The organism is Acinetobacter sp. H1(2024), from assembly GCF_046557555.1.
Lineage (GTDB): Bacteria > Pseudomonadota > Gammaproteobacteria > Pseudomonadales > Moraxellaceae > Acinetobacter > Acinetobacter seifertii.
Genome location: NZ_JBKGFO010000004.1, coordinates 191,160 through 210,766, shown reverse-complemented (window position 1 = coordinate 210,766; position 19,607 = coordinate 191,160). Strand labels below are relative to the sequence as shown.

Here is a 19,607-nt window from a genome sequence, read left to right as displayed (position 1 = left end):
ACCGAAAAATTTATCAAGTCGCTTTGGATTTTCCATAAATAACGTTGATTTTATCAATGGAGTCGTTAAGCTAAGAATAGCCATATTGATGGCAATCTTTAGAACAGGAAAGTTTAGTTATGTCACGTGTTGCTCGTTATCATGCCGATCGTACCAATCAAAAACTCTATTTTGCGCGCTTAGCGTGTCAACAAGCAGAGCAAACTGATCATGTACAGCAGGTACAAGCTTATCGTGAAACAGCTGTCTTTCACTTGCATGGTGCAATGCTAGCTTTTCTGCAAGAACTGGTACGTTACTACCGTTTAAATGACTCGCAGCCGACATTAAAATCGATTGAAGAACTCATGGCGGCAAAAGGTCAGGTTTCTCCTGAGGTTTCTGTTTTGCAGCAATTAGCCAAAGATGGCTTTGTTGCAGAGTTAAAGCGCGCTTACCGTATGTGTCAGTACGCACCAGAACCAACTGAACCAACGCCAGAAGAAGAAACATCTTCTAATTTGATCATTAAAGTGACTCAGGGACCTCAGTCATGGTTGCCCGATGTGAAAATCTTGCGTGAATGGCATAGAGAATTAAGTCATTTAATTGATGGTTTTCGTAACGAAATGGTCGAGTTCTAAAATTAAACTGTTTAAGCGCTTGAAATTTAATCCTAGTGCGCCTATATAAATAAGACGAGAGATGCAAAGTGCAAGGGTGCTTTGCCACCATGTTGAAACATGGAGGAAGTATATGTCTATACAGCAATTGAAAGAGTTATTTGGCAATCAAGAAGCAGTGTTGGAGTTAGTCCAACTCGAAGGTGGTGAGCTTGCCTTGCGTAATGCTGGTTCTGAAAAAGAACCCTTGGTTAAAATTCAGTTTAGTGATGAACTAAAAGAGATTTTAGGCGAGCAAACGCCTGTAGTTGCACAGCATATGATTCAGGCTGCTTTATTTGGACTGCTCGAAAAGCAGGTCAATGAATGGCAGGCTGAGGTTGTAGATGAGCAGCCTAAATTCCTAAGTTAAAAAAAGCGTACTCTTGAGTACGCTTTTTTGTATACGTTAATGCTGTGTTGACTGATGCGCCAGTTCGATTTGATTTAAAATATGGTGGCTCATATTCTTTGCCATTTCTTCTTTTGCATAGAATACTTCGCCAATATTTTCATCTCGAATAACTGCTGCTTCTTCTTTACTTTCTGCACAAATTAAAACCTGAATTTGAGGATTTAATTGTTTGGCAATATCCACAATTCGGTGAATATCTAAAATATCCATAGGGGAAATCACCAATAGTCGTGCATGCATGATATGAGCCTGAATTAAAACACCAGGTTCAGTTGCGACACCACTCACGGCAGCAATATTTGCTTGACGTAGCTTTTCTACAATTTCACGATTTTCTTCTGCAATAACGACTTTAATATTCTGATTAATTAAATTTTCAGTAATACGTCGTCCAACACCACCATACCCTACAATCACCACTTGATCGCGTAGATAAGCTTGGTCAACTTCATCTGGCAACATTGCGAGTGGGTCACCACTGCGCTCGAGAAGACGTGCTAAATGAGAGCGTTCACGAATCCAGCGTTGTACAGGTTCAACTGCCGAGAAAACAAAAGAGTTAAGCGTAATAGAGAACAAAGCGCCTGCTAAAATCAGGTTTTGAGCTTCTAGCGTTAATAGACCTAAAGAAACGCCAAGTGTTGCCAAAATAAATGAGAACTCACCAATTTGTGCAAGGCTGGCCCCGACGGTCAAAGCAGTATTGATTGGATAGCGGAAGAATAAAACTAAAGCCATTGCAGCAAGCGTTTTACCCACCATAATAATCGCGATAACTGCCAAAATATGCAGTGGACGCTCGATAAGGATATGTGGGTCAAACAACATTCCTACCGAAACGAAGAATAAAATCGAGAAAATTTCACGTAGAGGAAGGGTTTCTTCTTCTGCACGGTGGCTAAAGTCTGATTCTTTTACGACCATACCTGCAAAGAAGGCTCCTAAGGCCATTGAAACCCCAAAGATGGCATAAGAGCCATAAGCGATCGAAACAGCAGCTGCTACGACAGTCAGCGTAAATAGCTCTCTTGAACCTAAGCGCGCAACAAACTGCATAATGATAGGAACAACACGCTTACCCACAATAAGCATAAACGCAATAAAGCCAATCACTTTTAATAGAGTGATTCCCAGTGTTAGCCAGATGTTTCCTTCTGCGCCTGCTGGTGCTTTTCCACCAAGTAAAACCGCTGTAGCTGGAAGAAGTACTAAAACAAGTACCATTACCAAATCTTCAACTAACAGCCAACCTACAGCAATTTTGCCGTTTACAGAGTCTAAAAGACCACGGTCGCCCAAAGCTTTTAATAATACAACAGTACTCGCACACGATAAGCTTAAGCCAAAAACTAGTGCAGAGCCAAAGCTCCAGCCCCATAGCATTGAAACGCCAACACCAAGTAAGGTAGCAACGGCTATCTGTAAAATTGCACCTGGTAAGGCAATACGTCGAACTTGTAAAAGATCATTTAATGAAAAATGCATCCCAACGCCAAACATCAGAAACATTACACCAAGCTCAGCAAGTTGGTTGGCTAGATGAATGTCTGCTTCTATACCGGGAGTGTTGGGACTAATAATAATTCCGGCAATTAAATAGCCGATAAGAGGGGGAAGTCGTAGTCGGGCGGCAATATAGCCAAAAAAGAGGGCAACGCCGAAACCAACAGCAAGTAAAATAATTAAATCTACGTCATGCGGCACTAAAAACTCCTTTTACGTGAGTTAGGCTAAAGACAAGCATAAAAAATGCCAAGGCGGAATATGTAGAAAGTTTAACAAAAAGGTGGGTATAAAAAAAATGCAAAAAAAAACGACTTCTTTAAGAAGTCGTTTTTTTCGACGCTAAAATTATTTGATTTTAGCTTCTTTAAAAATCACGTGTTGACGGATTTTTGGATCAAATTTTTTGATTTCCATTTTTTCCGGCATAGTACGTTTGTTTTTAGTCGTGGTATAGAAATAACCTGTACCAGCTGAAGAAACGAGACGAATCTTATCACGCATTGCTCAGACTCCTTAGATCTTTTGACCTTGAGCACGAAGGTCTGCAACAACCTTTTCGATACCCAATTTGTCAATAATACGCATACCTTTAGTGGTTAAACGAAGACGTACAAAACGTTTTTCGCTTTCTAACCAGAAACGGTGGTGGTGCAGGTTCGGCTCGAACCGGCGCTTGGTTTTGTTGTTGGCGTGTGAGACGTTGTTACCAACGACTGGACGCTTGCCGGTAACTTGGCAAACCTTAGACATGGTGTAACTCCATTGATTTAGCCAACAGCAAATCTGTGGCCAGTCATACTAAATGTAAACGGATGAATTCATTCAAGGGGCGTTTTATACCAAAAATACGATTAAAAGACAAGCGAAATTGGTAAAAACGAAGCATGATCTAGTGTAACAGATCATGCCTTGATCAGTTAACGCAACAAGGTTTTCGAAATGAAGCGATGAATTGGTTTATTGAACGGTGGAAGAATGTATTTCAGGCTATAAAGTTTTGGATTCGACATTACCGAACGTTCATGTGAAAGCCCGAAAAAGCCTTCTGGTCCGTGATATTTGCCCATACCTGATGCCCCAATTCCGCCAAATGGCAAGTCATCTTGAGCAACATGGGTGATGACCATGTTAATTCCGAAATGTCCTGAATGAGTATGCTGAGAGATATAATCGGCGCGTGCCTGATCATAGTCAAAATAATACATTGCTAAAGGACGCGGACGACTATTAATAAACTCAATGACTTCTTCTATTTGGTCATATTCTAAAATTGGTAGAACAGGACCAAAAATTTCATTTTGCATAATATCCATTGCAGTCGTTACACCAGTTACTAGAGTCGGTGGAATTTTGCGGACATCATCTAAAATTTCATTTTGCGGATTAATTTCAACAATACGGGCACCCTGATCACGAGCATTTTCAAGATATCCTTGAATACGGTTGTACTGTTTATCATTAATAATAGAAGTGTAGTCTTGGTTATTGCGGAAATGAGGGTACATTCCTGCGACAATCAATTTAAAGTTTTCAATGAACTCGGCAGTTTTGCCTCGTGGTAAGAAAATATGGTCTGGCGCAACACAAGTTTGACCAGCGTTCCACAATTTACCTACAGCAATACGTTGTGCGACATCTTTCATCTCTACGGAAGCATGGACAAGAGCAGGGGATTTACCGCCTAACTCAAGAATAACCGGCACAAGGTTTTGAGCTGCGGCTGCCATGACGGTTTTACCAACCGAAGTCGAGCCTGTGAAAATCATTTTATCGAAAGCTAAATGGCTAAACGCATCGGAAATTACACCGCCACCATTTACAACAGCGACCAACTCTTGTGGGAATGCTTCCGCTAATGCACTTTCAAGAACTTGTCCAAAGTTTGGAGAAGCACTCGAAATTTTGATCATGGCATGATTACCAGCCGCGAGAGCACAGATGAGTGGCCCAACTGATAAGAGTAATGGGTAGTTCCAAGGTGTAATAATGCCAATAATACCCATTGGTTGATATTGTACCCAACCTTTTGCTGGCTGATGTAATACACTGATATGGCGTTTTGATGGTTTCATCCATCCGGTTAAGTGCTTACTGTAATACTTGATTTGTTCAAGACAAGTAAGCAATTCACCAATTTTGGTTTCCATAATGGCACGATTACCATAATCAAGGTTAATTGCTTCGGCAATCTGATCTTGATATTTTACCAAAACTCTTTTAAGACGAGCTAAACGATCAATACGCTCTTTAGCAGTGGGTACCGGATGACGTAAGTAGGCAATCTTTTGCTGCTCAAGCAAATCATGTAAATGCTTAACATCATAAGGAACCTGAGTCTCTGGATTTGTTTTTGTTTGACTGTTCATCGGTACTTACCAAATATACTGATATACTTAGTTTTTAGAGTAAATACTCTAAAGAGTCAAGTTGGTTTCTGTATTCACGTCTTAACCATATGAATTAACGAAGGTTATTGAAATGTCTCTACCTAAAGCTCTGAAGACAAAAGACCGGATTTTACAAATCAGTTTGCAGCTTTTTAATGAGCGTGGCGAACGGTCTGTCACAACCAATCATATTGCTGCAGAGTTGGGGATTAGTCCTGGAAACTTGTATTACCATTTTCGAAATAAGCATGAAATCATTAAGGAATTAATGTATCAGTATCAGGTAGAGACTTTAGAAATGCTCTCTTTACCTGAAGACAGACCTTTAACCACTACTGATAAAATTAACTACTTTCAAGTGTTGAGTGGTCAACTCTGGAATTATCGTTTTATTCATCGTGATGTTTATCACTTAGTTGAAAGCAATGAAGACTTTAAAAAGATCTATCCGAGATTTGCAGGCCAAGTCATGCAACAAGGGCAAAAAATTTATCAAGCCTTTGTCGACGCAGGCCTTATGAAAATGACGGCTTCTGAAATTGAAGCACTCATTATTAACCTTTGGATTGTTTTAACGAACTGGACTAATTTTTTATATATGTCTGGACATATTAGTGACAACAATCATCTTGAAGAGAAATGGGTTTGGCAGGCATTACGTCAGATGGTTTTCTTAGAGGGCCCTTATTTAATGGGTGAAAGCCGTGCCACTTATGAACAACTGCTCGAATCACTTGGGCCTTCTGATCTTTTCGCAAGCTTGTCATCCTTAAAAGATGAATAGTTGTGCTTGTTTATTTAGAGCGCTAGAATACTCGGCTTATCAAAAATTTGTCTCAATTAAGTGATATTAACAAAATGAATATGACCACTGCCAATACAGCCCGTTTACTGATTACTTGTGAAGACAAGCCTGGGATCGTACAGGCTGTATCGAGCTTTTTGTACCATCAAGGTGCAAACATTACCGCGCTTGATCAGTATGCGACGGAAGCTCAAGGCGGGCGTTATTTCATGCGTGTTGAATTTGAACTTGATCATTTACAGTCGCGTAAAGATGCATTAATTCAAACATTTGCTGTCAACGTTGCTGAGCGTTATGGCATGCAATGGCGTCTTGCATTCGTAAACGAAATTAAAAAAGTTGGTATTTTAGTTTCTAAAGTCGACCATGCTTTACTTGAGTTATTGTGGCGTCATGCACGTGGGTCGTTACCTTGTGAAATTACGCATGTGATTTCTAACCATGAAGACTTGCGTGAATCTGTTGAAAACTTCGGTATTCCATTTACTGTAATTAAAGTAACTAAAGACAATAAAGCTGAAGCTTATGCTCAAATTGATGAAATGATGCAAGGTAACGACTTATTAGTTCTTGCACGTTACATGCAGATTTTAAGCGAAGATTTTGTTGCAAAATGGGAAATGAAAATCATCAATATTCACCATTCATTCTTACCTGCTTTTGTTGGTGCAAACCCATATAAGCAAGCCTATGAAAAAGGTGTGAAGTTGATTGGTGCGACAGCTCACTATGTGACTGCTGACCTAGACCAAGGTCCGATTATTGAGCAAGACGTTGAACGTGTAAGCCACGATTATAATGTTGAGCAGTTGCGTGAGCTTGGTGAAGATGTAGAGCGTAATGTATTAGCTCGTGCTGTTAAATGGCACTTAGAAGACCGTATCATTGTAGATGGTAATAAGACGGTTGTTTTCTAATTACCTCATATTTTTAAAAGCATGCTCTTAGGCATGCTTTTTTTATGGCTAAAATAAATTTAAAATGTTATAACGTAACATAAATTTGATGTTCGATTGCTTAGCCTTAATATTTAATTGTTTAATCAACGCTTATGTTGAGCACAGTTTGATAAATAAGAAATGAACTCATAATTTTAGTGTGCTGTTTATACAAGAGAAAAGTAAGGTGATATCACTTTATGAAGTTAGATAGCACAATACTGGGTAGTGTTTTTCGCGAAAAAGTAGTTGCAAATGAAAACACTTCTCATTTATTATTGTGGCACTTTATTGTTCTATCCGATGTTTGAAATCGTTTCTCTTAATTAAAGGTCGAGATCATCATCCATTAGGTAATTAGATTCTTATGAGTCAATCTTCCGCAGCCTTAAACTCTCCTAATCCGATGAAAAAGAAAGTCATCACGGCCCTAATTGCGGTTGCAATTGGTCATATCGGGGTCTTATGGGCAGTTAGCCACATTAAGCCTGCTGAACTAAAGCCAATTGATAAGAAACCTTTACAAGTCCGCTTTGTAAAAATTCAAGAGCAACCGAAACCACTACCTCCTAAACCAAAGGAGCCGCCTAAAAAGCCGGAACCTAAGAAAGAGGTAAAAGAAGTTAAAGTTGTTGAGAAACCTGTGACTCCACCTAAACCAGTGGAAAAAATCCAGCAGGTGAAAAAGGCTGAAACTCCTAAACAAACAGTAAAGACAGAACCAAAAGTTGAACCCAAAATAGCCGCTCCAGCGACAACTGTTACTGAAAAAGTCGTTGAGAAGCCAAAACCAGTGGTACAAGAAGCGCCTAAAGCTCAACCTGCACCAGATCCGTCACCAAAACGCGTTTCAATTGGTGGTTCAGGTGTACAGTGGAGCCGCTCACCACGTTTGACTGTTTCACCAAAAGATTTACAAGGTGAAGCACGCTCAGTTGTTGTACAAATTGAAGCTGACGAAAAAGGCAAAATCATCAACGTGCGTGTGACCCGAAGCAGCGGTATTTCAAGTCTAGATGACAAAGTGATTCGCGCTGTTCGCGGTGCGAAATTTAAACCTTATATGGAAAATGGTGTTGCTTATCCAATTAAAGCAGAGCAACCCTTTGATTTAACCCCTTAAACGAATTTGAGTCCCAACGGCTAACCTTAATCAGGAGTTCGAATATGAACTTTTCAATCTATTGGCAACATGCAGATGCAGTGAGTAAAACCCTGTATTTCATTTTATTGGCAATGTCGATTGCTACTTGGACAGTTTTCATCTTACGTTTGATGGGGACTCGCCAACTAAAACAACAAGCTTATGCTCAACTTTCTAAGGCTATTACTTCGTTAAAGGCAAAGTTACAACCTTTAAGTTTTGAACAGCGTAAAGCAGTTGCAGAGCAAGCATTATTGCGCCAAATTTCTGCTGAAAAAGTCAATGCTGAAAAAGGTATTTCTGTTTTAGGAACAATTGCTTCAATTGCACCATTCGTTGGTTTGTTTGGTACGGTATGGGGTATTTTCCACGCGTTGGTTGCTGTAGGTAAGAGTGGACAAGCAGGATTGGCTCAAGTAGCTACACCAGTAGGTGAAGCGCTTATTATGACTGGTCTTGGTCTTGCAGTTGCGATTCCTGCAGTATTGGCTTATAACATTTGTGTACGTGCTAATCGTGGCCTTGCTCATGATTTACAAGATCAAGCACACAGTTTGTTAATCGATACCATGTTGCAGCAAGACTCAACTGTAAAGTCTGATGTTAAAACTGCAGAACAAAGTTATGTTGGAGGTCAAGCTTAATGGCTTTTCAATTGGGTGAAGACCACGATAGTGGCATAAATGAGATGAACCTCATTCCGCTAATCGACATTATGTTGGTGTTAATGATCATCTTTTTGGTCACAGCAACAGTTGCCAACCCATCGATTCCATTAACACTGCCTAAAACAACTGCTGAAATTATTGATCCACCACCAAAAGCGATTACGATTAGTATTAATGCAAATGGTGAAGTGGCTTGGGATACTCAAGTAATTAGCCTTGATGAGCTTCAAAAACGTTTCCAAGAAGCAGGTCAAGGTGCGGTTAAACCTACGGTTCAACTTCGTGCTGATAAAGAGTCGAAGTACGATACTGTGGCTCAGGTAATGTCTCGCGCCAGTGAAGCCGGACTGAGCGATATTGCCTTTGTAAGTGAAAACTAAAATTTAGTTGACTCAATAAAAAAGCAACCAATTTGGTTGCTTTTTTATTACTCTGATTTATTGATCTTTCATCAGATGCTGGAATTTACTATATAGCTTTAATAGCTTAGGTGGAATCGCAAAGTTGCAATAACCTTGTGAAGGGTTCTTTGCATAGTAATTCTGATGATATTCTTCAGCCGGATAGAATGTTGGCACAGGAGACAATTCAGTCACAATATCAAGATCGTCTTCTTTTAGCGTTTGAATCGTGTGTTCCGCTGCCTGCTTTTGCTCTTCGTTATAATAGTAAATAACAGAGCGGTACTGAGTACCAATATCATTACCTTGACGGTTTAAAGTCGTTGGATCATGTGTTGCAAAGAATACATCGAGTAACTGTGAATATGTTACTTGCTTTTCATCAAAATCAACCAAGATAACCTCAGCATGCTGAGTATCGCCTTGACATACTTGCTCGTAGGTAGGGTTGATCGTATGTCCACCTGCGTAACCACTAGTTACTTTTTCTACACCACGGATCTGTAAAAATACGGCTTCGACACACCAAAAGCAGCCGCCGCCAAATAATGCCTGTTGCATTGTGTTTCCCTCTATTTCCTGCCTACTACAATAGGGTCTATCTATTTAGATTACAAAGTAAAGCATGTATAAAAAAGTAAAGAAAAGTGCATTACTTATTTCATTTTGCTTTAGGTAAACCTTGTCGAACGATTTGAGAGAAATGTTCACTACTCTGATCTGAAAGTTGTTCAAAATGCTCAGTACGTGGATTGATATGTGCGATTTGATACCACTGCTTTAAACTAATATTTTGATTAAGGGCTTTAAGATCATATAAATAATTAGGTAAATAACCTGAGGCTATTAAACGATAATCTTTAGGAAGTTGATATGGATTAATCGCTTGAACCATATCGAAAATCAAGGTTGTACAATTACTTGTGAGCGTATTATACCATTTTGGTTGAGCACCTAGCTCATCTGACTTTTTAAGATATTCTAAAAATAGCGCTTTCTGTTCAGAACGGGGCATATTAATTGGGAAATTATAAACTTGCTCTTTACGAATGTTACTGCGTGTGTAGACAATATCTTTTTCATCGGACGCAATTAAGCTCAGTTCGTATTTTCTAAAAAAACCACCCACTGCCGAAAACTCTTCGTTCTTTTCTTTTCGAATTTCGATTGAAAAAACTAAGGGTTGTTGATTTTTAAACTCAAAACTGACCAGAGTATGGGCAATTTGTGGCCCCATCCAGTAAGAGGTAATAATATTTATGCCATTTAACTGGTTCAGGTCAAAAGTACGGGTTTCCCAGCGGACATCATAAGTGCCATCAGGGTGCCAGTTGAAGTTACGGACATTGTGCAAGGTAATTACATCGCCGTGTTTTTCGTAACTTAGCATATTGGCAACTTCAGGATTCCAGTCACGATCTTGACGTGCTGTAATCGAGAAATACCAAGCCAAAGAACAAGCAAAAGCTAACAGATAGATCAAAATGTCTGTACGGCGGCTAATGATATGGCCATTAAAATATAAGCCAGCCATACTTAAAGCAAAGGCAATCCATATGCCAATAATAATGCGGCTGCCTAACCAGCCAAAAGGTTGTTGCACCCAAAGTGCTAAACACACCCAAATGCTGGAAAGCACAATAAACAACGTGAATAGACCATGTAAAGCGCCAAAGAGGAGGGCGATAATAAATTCACGTGTTCCGATATTGTGCATAGGCGGCCATAAAATTATTTTTCATAAGTTGCAAATTCGAATGAAGTTCCTGTTTTTTCATCTACTTGCTGCTCGCTCGCAACTTTATGAAATTCACTCGGTATAGTTGGATAATGTGCATCACCTTGGACATCTAAGTCAACATGAGTGAGTTCAAGACGGTCTGCAATTGACAAAGTTTGCTTAAATATTTCACCACCACCAATGATGAAAAGCGCCTGCTTTTCGGTGTTTTTGGCATCTTCTAAAGCTGCGTTTAAAGCATCTTCAATTGAATACGCAATTTTTACACCATCAAAGTGCCAGTTAATGTCACGGGTAATTACCCAGTTCACACGGTTCGGTAGAGCACGGCCCATAGACTCAAGGGTTTTACGGCCCATGATAACCACACCACCCTGAGTGATTTCTTTAAAGTGTTTTAAATCGGCAGAGATATGCCATGGCAACGCGTTGCCTTTACCAATACAGTGATTTTTGTCCATTGCCACAACGTGGACAACTTCTACATTTTGCCATGCCATAATCTTATTCTCTAAACCGTAATCAAATGAAATTTAAGCCGTTGTTATACTGCAACCGGTGCTTTAATTGCTGGATGTGACTCATAACCTACAATCTCGATATCTTCAAATTTGAAATCGAAAAGGTCTTTAACTTCCGGATTAAGTTTTAATTGGCAAAGTGGTAATGGTTCGCGCGTTAATTGTAGTCGTGCTTGTTCAAAATGGTTGGCATAAAGATGTGTATCGCCACCAGTCCAAACAAAATCACCTACACCTAAACCGCACACTTGAGCAATCATATGAGTGAGTAGAGCATAACTAGCAATGTTAAAAGGTACGCCCAAGAATACGTCAGCACTTCGTTGATAAAGCTGGCATGACAATTTGTTGTCTTGTACGAAAAATTGGAAGAGTGTGTGGCAAGGTGGCAATGCAACTTGTCCAGCTTCATTCGGGTTCCAACCAGAAACGATTAAACGGCGTGAATTCGGGTTAGTTTTGATTTCGTTAATTAACCATTTAATTTGGTCAAAACCATCTTTGTTATAGGTACCATCAGCATTTTTAGTTGCGCCGAAATTACGCCATTGATGACCGTAAACTGGGCCTAGTTCATGTTCTGGACGGCCAAAACGAGCCGTTTGTTCTGCTGTTGCCCATTCGTCCCAAATTGAAACTTTATTGTCTTTTAAATATTGGACGTTGGTGTCGCCTTTTAAAAACCAAAGTAACTCAATCACAATAGAACGGAAGTGAACTTTTTTTGTAGTGAGTAAAGGAAAACCTTTAGAGAGATCAAAACGCATTTGATGACCAAAAACAGAACGGGTTCCTGTGCCTGTACGGTCGCCTTTGTCACCGCCATTATCAAGGATATGTTGTAGTAGGTCTAAATATGCACGCATAACACTCTCGAGTTCGGATTAATTCCATAAAATAAAAGGGAGACGGTTTCTGGATCAATAAACCGTGGAAGATAATAGCATGCTTTAGGAATAGTAAAAACGAGCTAAACTTTATGCTTAAAAACGCTTGGCACGATTTTGATAAATTGAAACAAGAAAAAATCCAACCAGTACAAAGCCTAAAGCTTGTATCGTTAAGATCCAATTGTGCTGAGGCGGTAATATCCATACCACAATAGCAACAATAATAAGAGGATAAATTCTAAGCAGAAATTGGAAGTTAGATTTATATGAACTACGAGCTGGAATTTTTGTTTGTAAATATTGCCCAAAATGAAGTCCGAAACCTAACACAAGGCTAAGAATAGTATAACTCGGCGATAAAGGCTGGACTTGATTGGCTACATAAATTGCAGCACAAACCGCAATAATGAAGATGAGTTTGATGTGACGCGGTGCGTTGTACCAATAAGCCAACATAAAGAATGAGCCTATTTGTTAAATAACGATTGTGGTGAAAAAATAAAAGCAGCAAGCGCCATAAATGCGATGCCTTGAACACCCCAGATCAGCAAGTTCGGCATGGCTTTCACAAAAATAAGTGCAAACAAGAGGGCAATAGGGACCCATGTAAATAGACGGTAAAGTAAACCGGTTGGGTTACTTTGAGCAAAATGCAATTTAAAGTAACGGCAGATTAAAAAAATAACCCCAGTTCCCGTAAACATTAAAATAGTATCTAACGGTAATGGTTGATATTGATATAACCCAATACAGATTAAGAGGGTAACAATTAAGATCATTAATTTTTTAAAAGACGGGACTTGCTTGTTAAACCAGAATTCCAGCATGGTGTATCTTCTTTCTTGGGAGATAAAAACTGTAGCATAAAAAAGAGGAGTCGAAACTCCTCTGATTTAGATGTTAACTGTTCTTTTGTGGGCCCCAGTCATAAATTTTCTTTTGATAGGCATACCACATCATCCAAAGGCCAATGAGTAGCATCGGAACGGTAAGGATCTGACCTTTAGTCATCCAGCCAAATAAAATGAAACCTTGGTCGGCATCTGGTTGACGGAAGAATTCCATTACAAAACGTGCAACGCCGTAACCCATCAAGAATAGTGATGAAACGGCCATACGTGGGCGAGGTTTTGAACTAAACCACCATAAGATAATGAATAGAATTAAACCTTCACAAAGCGCTTGATAAATTTGAGAAGGATGGCGAACCAAGTGTAATGGATCGGTTGGGAAAATCATTCCAAATGGATAGTTCGGATCTGTAACCGCACGGCCATATAACTCTCCACCAATAAAGTTACCGAAGCGTCCGAACATTAAGCCTGTCGGTACACAAGGGGCAATAAAGTCGAGTGTTTGGAACCATGTTTTTTGATATTTTTTACACCAGAATAGCATTGCAATCATGACGCCTAAGAAGCCGCCGTGGAAGCTCATACCACCAGTCCAGACTTGGAATAGCCAAATTGGGTTTTCAAGGAATTTATCAAACTCATAGAAAAGCACATAGCCGATACGTCCGCCGAGTACAACACCTAGAGCGCCGTAAAACACCAGATCGGAAACCATGTCCGATGTCCAGCCATCACGCTGTTTGGCACGGTAGGAAGCAAGTCCCCAAGCACATAAAAATGCCAATAAATACATGAGTCCATACCAATGGACTTGAAGAGGTCCTAGATGTATTGCGACCGGATCGATATTAGGATAGGTCAGCATTGCTGCTCCTTGATCTTACGTTTTGACAGATTGTAGCGGAATGATGTGAAAAATGTTGTACATTCAATGTGTAAACATAGGGAACAAGAATCAATGTGTATTGTGGCTTTAGCATGGCATGTTCTGGATGATATGCCCTTGTGTCTTATTTCAAACCGTGATGAGTTTTATCATCGACCAACCGCATTATTGCATCAATGGGAACATACACCCATCATTGCAGGGCAAGATTTACAGTCAGGTGGTACTTGGATGGGGGTTACGCCGCAGGGCCGATGGGCTGTGTTAACTAATTTCCGTGATGGACGTGATAAACAACAATACGAGACTTCTCGTGGTCATTTAGTTCAGGCTTTTCTAGAGTCTGATTTATTGCCGATTCGCTTTGCCCAACAATTAGAACAACAGCAACAGAACTTTGCTGGTTTTAACTTGTTTATGGGAACGGCTGATCAAGCGGTTTATATGAGTAACCGCGGAGAAGCACCTCAAGTATTAGCCAATGGTGTGTATGTAGTTTCGAATGGTTTGATGTCCGATCACTGGGAGAAAACCAGACATTTAAGAACTCGTTTTACGCAAGAGTTCTTGCCTATGCATCAGCACAAAACAGAAGAGCTAAGCTTGCAACATTCAGCGTGGGATATTTTAGAAGATGAGCGTAAAGTCACCACAGCATTGTTGCCAAATACGGGTATTCAACCAGAAATGGAAGAGTTGCTATCATCGACTTTTATCCAAAGCCCAGTATATGGAACACGTTGTTCGAATTTTTTAAGAATGACTAATAATGAATGGATTTGGTTGGAAAAGACACAGCAAGGCGAACATAGCGGCCAAATTGTACAGCAGCAGGTGCCTTTAATAGATAGGAGTAAATGAACCTGCAATCCCATAGAAGAAACCTGCATAAAGCAGGTTTCTTTTGAGTTGTGGTAAGAATTATTTTTTTACAACAGATGGTGCTACAGGGTCTGCCGTAATATAACCAACCGCAGCAGCAAAACGGTCTTTATAGTTTGCACGAATAAGAGGATCAAGAGTCGCTTTTACTTTATCGTGTAATGGAGCTTCCCAGTCACCAGGGTGCTGGAAGTTACTCATAATGTAAGTCCAGCCATTTACCGCATCTACCGCGTGAAGACCTGTCGATTCAGCACCAGCAGGTGTTGATAGAATACGGCTTAATTGTTTGGTATCTACGTTATATGCCCATAAGAAGTTATTTACGTGCATACCACTGTCTTCACCAATGAAGAGCGTACGTAAGTTTTCAGAGAACTTAAGGTTATCTGGGTTGGCAATTTTATCTGCGTTTGCAGTGTTACCTAGAGCGTCAGCAGTAGTGAGGTCTTCACCCACTAAAGCTGCTGGTGGTTCCATGTGAGTTGATACCCATTCACTGTTAATGAGCTGGCCTTTGTTATCGACTTGGCTACCCTTTAACGTATGAGCATAAACTGCACCAGCTTTTGGACCTTGCACTTGAATATCAGTAGTTTTATCAACCATAGAAGTCTGGATGTAAGACATCGCAGAATATGCAATTTTGTCTTTAATGTTGACAGTTGTACCTTCCATCTTGGTGAAACCCATACTTGCACCAACTAAAGCTGCGTAACGATGCGTTTCTAGGAAAGCTGCTTCACGTTCTTTACCTGGTACAAGTTTGATCCAGTTATCTTTGCCGCTAAAACGGATTTTGGTATAGCTTGCATCTTTTGGATCAGATGTTTTTACATCCATCAGGTCGGTAATCTTGTATTGATCAGCCCAGCTCTTTACTTCAGCACTTGTCGCGTGACCAAGGTTAATCCAAGAAATATCACCTGCACCAGCACCTACACCTGAGGTTTGCTTCCATTTAGCCACATAGAGTGTACCCGCAGACAAGTCTTTTTCTTTATCGGCAACAAACATGAATAAGCCGCCATTGGTTGCATCATCACCCATCAATGCAGTGCGGTTATCTGGCATAACTTGGATAAGCTCATGTGAAATACGGCCTAAACAGTAATGTTTTTTGATTGAACCCGTACCATCTGTATTTACAGTTACTTCTGGTAAATGACCGTAGTGGTAAGGGTTGCCTTTAGTACTATCACCAAATAAGTTTTTGCTAAATACTGGTAAGTAGCTTCCAGCAACGTTGTTTGCGTCTGGTTCGTATTCTTCACTAGAAAGGTGAGTTCCCCATGGAGATAAGCTTGCACCACAAGTAATCCATAGACCGTTTACTTTAGAAGTATCGACATTGTGGTATTTAATAAGTGTTAAATGACCAGTTTTAGGGTCTTGGTCTAAAGTTAAAATCGCAATTGGAGATGGTAATACGCCATACATAGATATAGGCGGCAAACTTTGGTCACGAGTCGTATATTCAAATTGAACAACGTGAAATACGGGGTTACCTGTAACACCTAAAGCTTGTTTGTCTGCATCGGTAAAATCACGACCTGTTGCTTGTTTAAAGCTAATTAAAGAGCTTCCATCTGGACAATCAGAGAAGAACTGACGTTCTTGACCAGGTTTTGATTTATCGATAATCGGCTGGTTATTAATATCAACATAACCACCCGCTAGAATTTTTCCACCTTTACCATCTGCAACAAGATCGCCAGTTGTGAAGAAAGGCTTATACGCTAATGTATAGTCAGTTTTTGAGCCATCTTCCCAACTGATTGAAAGGGTTGAACCGACAGTTGTGGTTGCCATTGCTGCTGGGTTAGCTAAAGAAGGTGCAGCCATTGAGATAAAGGTTGCATTTTTAAAATTTACTGTTGGCGGTGGAGTAACAACATTTGAATCATTATTGCTGTCATTACAGCCTGCTAACGTTGCTGCCGTAGCCATCGCACCTAATGGAAGAAAAGGAATCCCCGTAAACCATTTTAAAATATCGCGACGTGTTAGGTGGTTAGAAGCAGTTGTCATAATAAATCCGTAACTTTTGTGTGTATATTTGTTGAGTTGATTCTATGGATTGGAAATGACACTTTTCTTACATTTTTAAGTCACTTTGAAGACAGTTTACAGTTTGATGATTTAAACAAATGTTCAAAAATAAAAAGCCCAAATTTTAATATCTGGGCTTTTAAAGAAAAGTTGTAAATCATTCAGCAGTCTGGCTTTTTCTCTTTTCAAGAATTCTTCCAAAGAGTAAGCCTATTTCGAAAAGTAACCACATTGGAATCGCTAACATCACCATTGAAATCGCATCTGGTGGGGTAATAAACATTGCAACAAAAAAGCATCCCACAATAATAAAACGTCTCTTTTCAGCAAGACTTTGAGTATTTACTACGCCAATTAAAATCAGTAATAAGGTGGCGATAGGAATTTCAAAAGTTACACCAAACACTAAAAATAGCTTTAAACAGAAACTTAAATAACTATTAATGTCGGTCATTGGTGCTACTGTTTCAGGTGAAACGCTAATAAAGAAATGTAGTATTGCAGGCAGGGTAATGTAATAAGCAAAAGCTACCCCTGCATAAAATAGGACAATACTGCCAACCAGTAATGGAAGTGCTAAATGGCGTTCTTTTTGATAGAGTGCTGGGCGAACAAAAGACCATATTTCATAAAGAATAAATGGCATGGCTAACACAAGTGCGACAAATAAATTTAATTTAAAAGGTGCCATAAAGGTTGCTGTCACATCTGTTGCAATCATTGACGATGATGCAGGAAGTTGTAACCTTAAAGGCTCAGATAGTAATTGGTAAGTATTATTTCGAAAGGGTAGTAAACAAAAAAATAAGAATAATGTTACCCCTACAATCCTGAATAAATGGCGTCTTAAAACGACCAAATGATTCATGATTGGCATTTGGTCTAGGTTTTCTTGACTATTTACAGTGGTTGAAGGCAGTTGGTTCATACGGCAATCTTCAATTCAACAGGAGATGTTTCGGCTATATCAGTTTGAGGAACGAAAGGCGTAATTTTTGCAACATACGGTACCTTGTATTGGTCTGATATAGGAATACATTTCCGAATATGCTTTTGTGTTGTTTTCGGTTTTTCAGTAACTTCTAAATGCTCAGAAGTCTGCTGTTTTTGTATTTCTTCAAGCTGTTGTTGTACTTTCCGTTCCAATGCTTCGATGCGATTAAGTTCCTCTTGCATTTCTTTACGGAACTCAGAAAGACGCAACTCCTGATCAATCTCATTTTGCAAATTGGTAATATATCGTTTTAGTCGAACATACCAGCGACCAGCAAAACGTGCAGCCTCTGGAAGCTTATCTGGACCTAAAACTAAAATTGCGATAATTGCAAAACAGAGTAGCTCTGTCATTCCTACATCAAGCATGGGGGAAACCTTTAGCTTTTCACTGAAGTGCTTTCAGATGTTTTAACTTGTGCATCGATCGTACGAGGAGTATTTAAAGATGTAGCATCATCCTCTTCACGAACTGATTTTTTGAAGTCTTTTACTGCACCGCCTACATCTTTACCGATATTTTTTAATTTAGATGTACCGAACAATAAAATAACGACGATTGCGAAAATAACCACATGCCAAATAGATAAACCGGCCATAATTTTATACCTCTTTTTAGTTCGCTTTATCTCAACAGGTTGCCATGACAAGAATGTGACACTTATATTTCATTTTTAAGACAGTATCTAAAGTAAATTAGACAAGATAAGATTTTTAAAAGTATTTCTTACAAAGTTATTTACTGTTCAGTTCGTTTAATTTTTAAGGAAAATTTAGGTGAAATCGGTCATACATTTCAAAATTAAAAGGTGTAGCATAACAAACTGTTTTTGATATGTAAGTGGGGGAAAGCGTGGCATTACTATTGCCAATATTGGCATTTATCACTGGATTATTACTTGCCCAAACTTCTATCTCCGAAACTATAAAACCTATTCTTTCTGCTTGGCTTGCACGACTCCTGATTCCGATTGTGATTATTTACAACATCGTATTTTATCAATCTGGAAGCTTGAGTTTAATGCTTTTTAGTTTTGGCTCAGCGTTTATTATTTTCTTTGCCTATTTGGTTTTATTTAAAGACCGCCTATTGGCGCTTTGCGTAAGTTATACCAATATTGGATGGCTAGGTTTCCCTTTTGCGATGGCTTTATTTGGCCCTAAAGCAACTGCACCAATAGTCGCCTTATATATTGGAATGTCACTTTTTGGCAATGCTTGGGGTGTGACAGCCGTAACAACGGAACCACAGAGTAAACTCAATATATTAAAAAAAGTTTTAACCTCTCCACCTTGTATCTCGATATTCTGCGCTGTTGTACTCAGACTTTTAGGTGCTCAACATATTCAACACCCTGCTATACACTGGATTTATGATATTGCTAAATTTGCGATGACTTTTGCTGGTATGTGTGTGCTTGGAATGTGGCTACGCCGTACCAGAGTTTATACAAAAGATTTAATTTACAGTACCAAAGCTCAAATTTTTAAAATTACTTGTGGAGCCATTTTGTGTGGCTTAACTTATAGATTTTTACCCATTCCAAATATAAGCCAGCAAATAGGGGTGATGTTTTTAATGTTCTGCCTGCCGCCAGCAGCCAATATTGTAGCACTAGAAACACATTATCAAGGGACGGGGAGATCGGCGGCTTATATCGCTTCGGGGACGATTGTGAGTTGTGTGTGTATTGCGATTTATGCAGTGTTTTTGCACGTAGTACTATAATTAATTTTAAATTTTCTTCTCCACATTTGCTTGTGCGAAGGCGGCATGGATGCCGCCATGTCACTGCGGTAGCAAGGATGTACCGTCAGTGACATAAATGGTTTTGTTACTTTTGCCAAAACAAAAGTAAAGTATTGCCTATACAAAGCCGAAT

The 19,607-nt window shown here is 39.5% G+C and carries 24 protein-coding genes; 9 read left to right on the top strand and 15 right to left on the bottom strand.

Annotation, left to right across the window (positions count from 1 at the left end; translation table 11 throughout):
• Positions 1-119 precede the first annotated feature (119 nt).
• Complete coding sequence (locus ACLCEG_RS12885) at positions 120-623, top strand: DUF6586 family protein (RefSeq protein ID WP_004698871.1); 504 nt, start codon at positions 120-122, stop codon at positions 621-623.
• 112 nt (positions 624-735) lie between these two features.
• On the top strand, positions 736-1,014 hold the full coding sequence (locus tag ACLCEG_RS12880) for a hypothetical protein (protein WP_004698869.1): 279 nt from the start codon (positions 736-738) through the stop codon (positions 1,012-1,014).
• Positions 1,015-1,050: 36 nt separating this feature from the next.
• Here ACLCEG_RS12880 and ACLCEG_RS12875 read toward each other — a convergent pair whose 3' ends face one another.
• The 4 genes from ACLCEG_RS12875 to ACLCEG_RS12860 form a co-directional block, all read right to left on the bottom strand.
• Positions 1,051-2,760, bottom strand: a complete 1,710-nt coding sequence (locus ACLCEG_RS12875) for a cation:proton antiporter (RefSeq protein ID WP_410567785.1) — start codon at positions 2,758-2,760, stop codon at positions 1,051-1,053.
• A 147-nt stretch (positions 2,761-2,907) separates the two neighbouring features.
• A complete protein-coding gene (gene rpmG, locus ACLCEG_RS12870) occupies positions 2,908-3,063 on the bottom strand; it encodes a 50S ribosomal protein L33 (RefSeq protein ID WP_001205031.1) in 156 nt (51 codons plus the stop codon).
• Positions 3,064-3,075: 12 nt separating this feature from the next.
• Positions 3,076-3,312: a 50S ribosomal protein L28 gene (rpmB, locus tag ACLCEG_RS12865; protein WP_000048256.1), complete on the bottom strand. Its 237-nt coding sequence runs from the start codon at positions 3,310-3,312 to the stop codon at positions 3,076-3,078.
• Positions 3,313-3,479: 167 nt separating this feature from the next.
• On the bottom strand, positions 3,480-4,928 hold the full coding sequence (locus ACLCEG_RS12860) for a coniferyl aldehyde dehydrogenase (protein WP_077169073.1): 1,449 nt from the start codon (positions 4,926-4,928) through the stop codon (positions 3,480-3,482).
• A 112-nt stretch (positions 4,929-5,040) separates the two neighbouring features.
• Here ACLCEG_RS12860 and ACLCEG_RS12855 point away from each other — a divergent pair, with 112 nt between their 5' ends.
• The 5 genes from ACLCEG_RS12855 (at position 5,041) to ACLCEG_RS12835 (ending at position 8,884) form a co-directional block, all read left to right on the top strand.
• Positions 5,041-5,733 (top strand): TetR/AcrR family transcriptional regulator, encoded by a 693-nt coding sequence (locus ACLCEG_RS12855; RefSeq protein ID WP_019458048.1) that lies wholly within the window; start codon positions 5,041-5,043, stop codon positions 5,731-5,733.
• A gap of 74 nt (positions 5,734-5,807) precedes the next feature.
• Positions 5,808-6,671, top strand: a complete 864-nt coding sequence (purU, locus tag ACLCEG_RS12850; protein WP_004698860.1) for a formyltetrahydrofolate deformylase — start codon at positions 5,808-5,810, stop codon at positions 6,669-6,671.
• A gap of 388 nt (positions 6,672-7,059) precedes the next feature.
• Positions 7,060-7,815 (top strand): energy transducer TonB, encoded by a 756-nt coding sequence (locus tag ACLCEG_RS12845; RefSeq protein WP_240287846.1) that lies wholly within the window; start codon positions 7,060-7,062, stop codon positions 7,813-7,815.
• Between the two features lie 44 nt (positions 7,816-7,859).
• Positions 7,860-8,480, top strand: coding sequence for a MotA/TolQ/ExbB proton channel family protein (locus ACLCEG_RS12840; RefSeq protein WP_019458050.1), 621 nt, complete (start codon positions 7,860-7,862; stop codon positions 8,478-8,480).
• Positions 8,480-8,884, top strand: a complete 405-nt coding sequence (locus ACLCEG_RS12835) for an ExbD/TolR family protein (RefSeq protein ID WP_002053449.1) — start codon at positions 8,480-8,482, stop codon at positions 8,882-8,884. Before ACLCEG_RS12840 ends, ACLCEG_RS12835 begins: the two co-directional genes overlap by 1 nt.
• A gap of 57 nt (positions 8,885-8,941) precedes the next feature.
• On the opposite strand, the gene msrA is transcribed toward ACLCEG_RS12835, so the two are convergent.
• The 7 genes from msrA to lgt form a co-directional block, all read right to left on the bottom strand.
• The gene (msrA, locus tag ACLCEG_RS12830; RefSeq protein ID WP_198071665.1) at positions 8,942-9,466 is read right to left on the bottom strand and encodes a peptide-methionine (S)-S-oxide reductase MsrA; all 525 of its coding nucleotides are present in this window, start codon (positions 9,464-9,466) and stop codon (positions 8,942-8,944) included.
• Positions 9,467-9,566: 100 nt separating this feature from the next.
• Positions 9,567-10,622, bottom strand: coding sequence for a DUF4105 domain-containing protein (locus ACLCEG_RS12825; RefSeq protein ID WP_410567782.1), 1,056 nt, complete (start codon positions 10,620-10,622; stop codon positions 9,567-9,569).
• A 14-nt stretch (positions 10,623-10,636) separates the two neighbouring features.
• The gene (locus ACLCEG_RS12820) at positions 10,637-11,146 is read right to left on the bottom strand and encodes a dihydrofolate reductase (RefSeq protein ID WP_410567780.1); all 510 of its coding nucleotides are present in this window, start codon (positions 11,144-11,146) and stop codon (positions 10,637-10,639) included.
• 44 nt (positions 11,147-11,190) lie between these two features.
• A complete protein-coding gene (gene thyA / locus ACLCEG_RS12815; protein WP_348888251.1) occupies positions 11,191-12,033 on the bottom strand; it encodes a thymidylate synthase in 843 nt (280 codons plus the stop codon).
• A 117-nt stretch (positions 12,034-12,150) separates the two neighbouring features.
• Complete coding sequence (locus ACLCEG_RS12810) at positions 12,151-12,513, bottom strand: hypothetical protein (RefSeq protein ID WP_410567778.1); 363 nt, start codon at positions 12,511-12,513, stop codon at positions 12,151-12,153.
• 11 nt (positions 12,514-12,524) lie between these two features.
• On the bottom strand, positions 12,525-12,884 hold the full coding sequence (locus tag ACLCEG_RS12805) for a hypothetical protein (RefSeq protein WP_410567776.1): 360 nt from the start codon (positions 12,882-12,884) through the stop codon (positions 12,525-12,527).
• Positions 12,885-12,957: 73 nt separating this feature from the next.
• Positions 12,958-13,776 (bottom strand): prolipoprotein diacylglyceryl transferase, encoded by an 819-nt coding sequence (gene lgt, locus ACLCEG_RS12800; protein ID WP_004698831.1) that lies wholly within the window; start codon positions 13,774-13,776, stop codon positions 12,958-12,960.
• Positions 13,777-13,869: 93 nt separating this feature from the next.
• Here lgt and ACLCEG_RS12795 point away from each other — a divergent pair, with 93 nt between their 5' ends.
• A complete protein-coding gene (locus ACLCEG_RS12795) occupies positions 13,870-14,658 on the top strand; it encodes an NRDE family protein (protein ID WP_410567919.1) in 789 nt (262 codons plus the stop codon).
• A gap of 60 nt (positions 14,659-14,718) precedes the next feature.
• Here ACLCEG_RS12795 and ACLCEG_RS12790 read toward each other — a convergent pair whose 3' ends face one another.
• The 4 genes from ACLCEG_RS12790 to ACLCEG_RS12775 all read right to left on the bottom strand — a co-directional run bounded on the left by ACLCEG_RS12790 (position 14,719) and on the right by ACLCEG_RS12775 (position 18,323).
• Positions 14,719-16,710, bottom strand: a complete 1,992-nt coding sequence (locus ACLCEG_RS12790) for a PhoX family protein (protein ID WP_410567774.1) — start codon at positions 16,708-16,710, stop codon at positions 14,719-14,721.
• A gap of 178 nt (positions 16,711-16,888) precedes the next feature.
• Positions 16,889-17,659 (bottom strand): twin-arginine translocase subunit TatC, encoded by a 771-nt coding sequence (gene tatC, locus ACLCEG_RS12785; RefSeq protein ID WP_004698824.1) that lies wholly within the window; start codon positions 17,657-17,659, stop codon positions 16,889-16,891.
• Positions 17,656-18,093: a Sec-independent protein translocase protein TatB gene (gene tatB, locus ACLCEG_RS12780; protein WP_410567772.1), complete on the bottom strand. Its 438-nt coding sequence runs from the start codon at positions 18,091-18,093 to the stop codon at positions 17,656-17,658. Before tatB ends, tatC begins: the two co-directional genes overlap by 4 nt.
• Positions 18,094-18,104: 11 nt before the next feature.
• Positions 18,105-18,323 (bottom strand): Sec-independent protein translocase subunit TatA, encoded by a 219-nt coding sequence (locus ACLCEG_RS12775; RefSeq protein ID WP_004698818.1) that lies wholly within the window; start codon positions 18,321-18,323, stop codon positions 18,105-18,107.
• Positions 18,324-18,577: 254 nt separating this feature from the next.
• On the opposite strand from ACLCEG_RS12775, the gene ACLCEG_RS12770 reads away from it, so the two are divergent.
• Positions 18,578-19,453 carry an AEC family transporter gene (locus ACLCEG_RS12770; protein WP_410567770.1) on the top strand — a complete coding sequence of 292 codons (876 nt, stop codon included), beginning with the start codon at positions 18,578-18,580 and terminating at the stop codon, positions 19,451-19,453.
• Positions 19,454-19,607 lie beyond the last annotated feature (154 nt).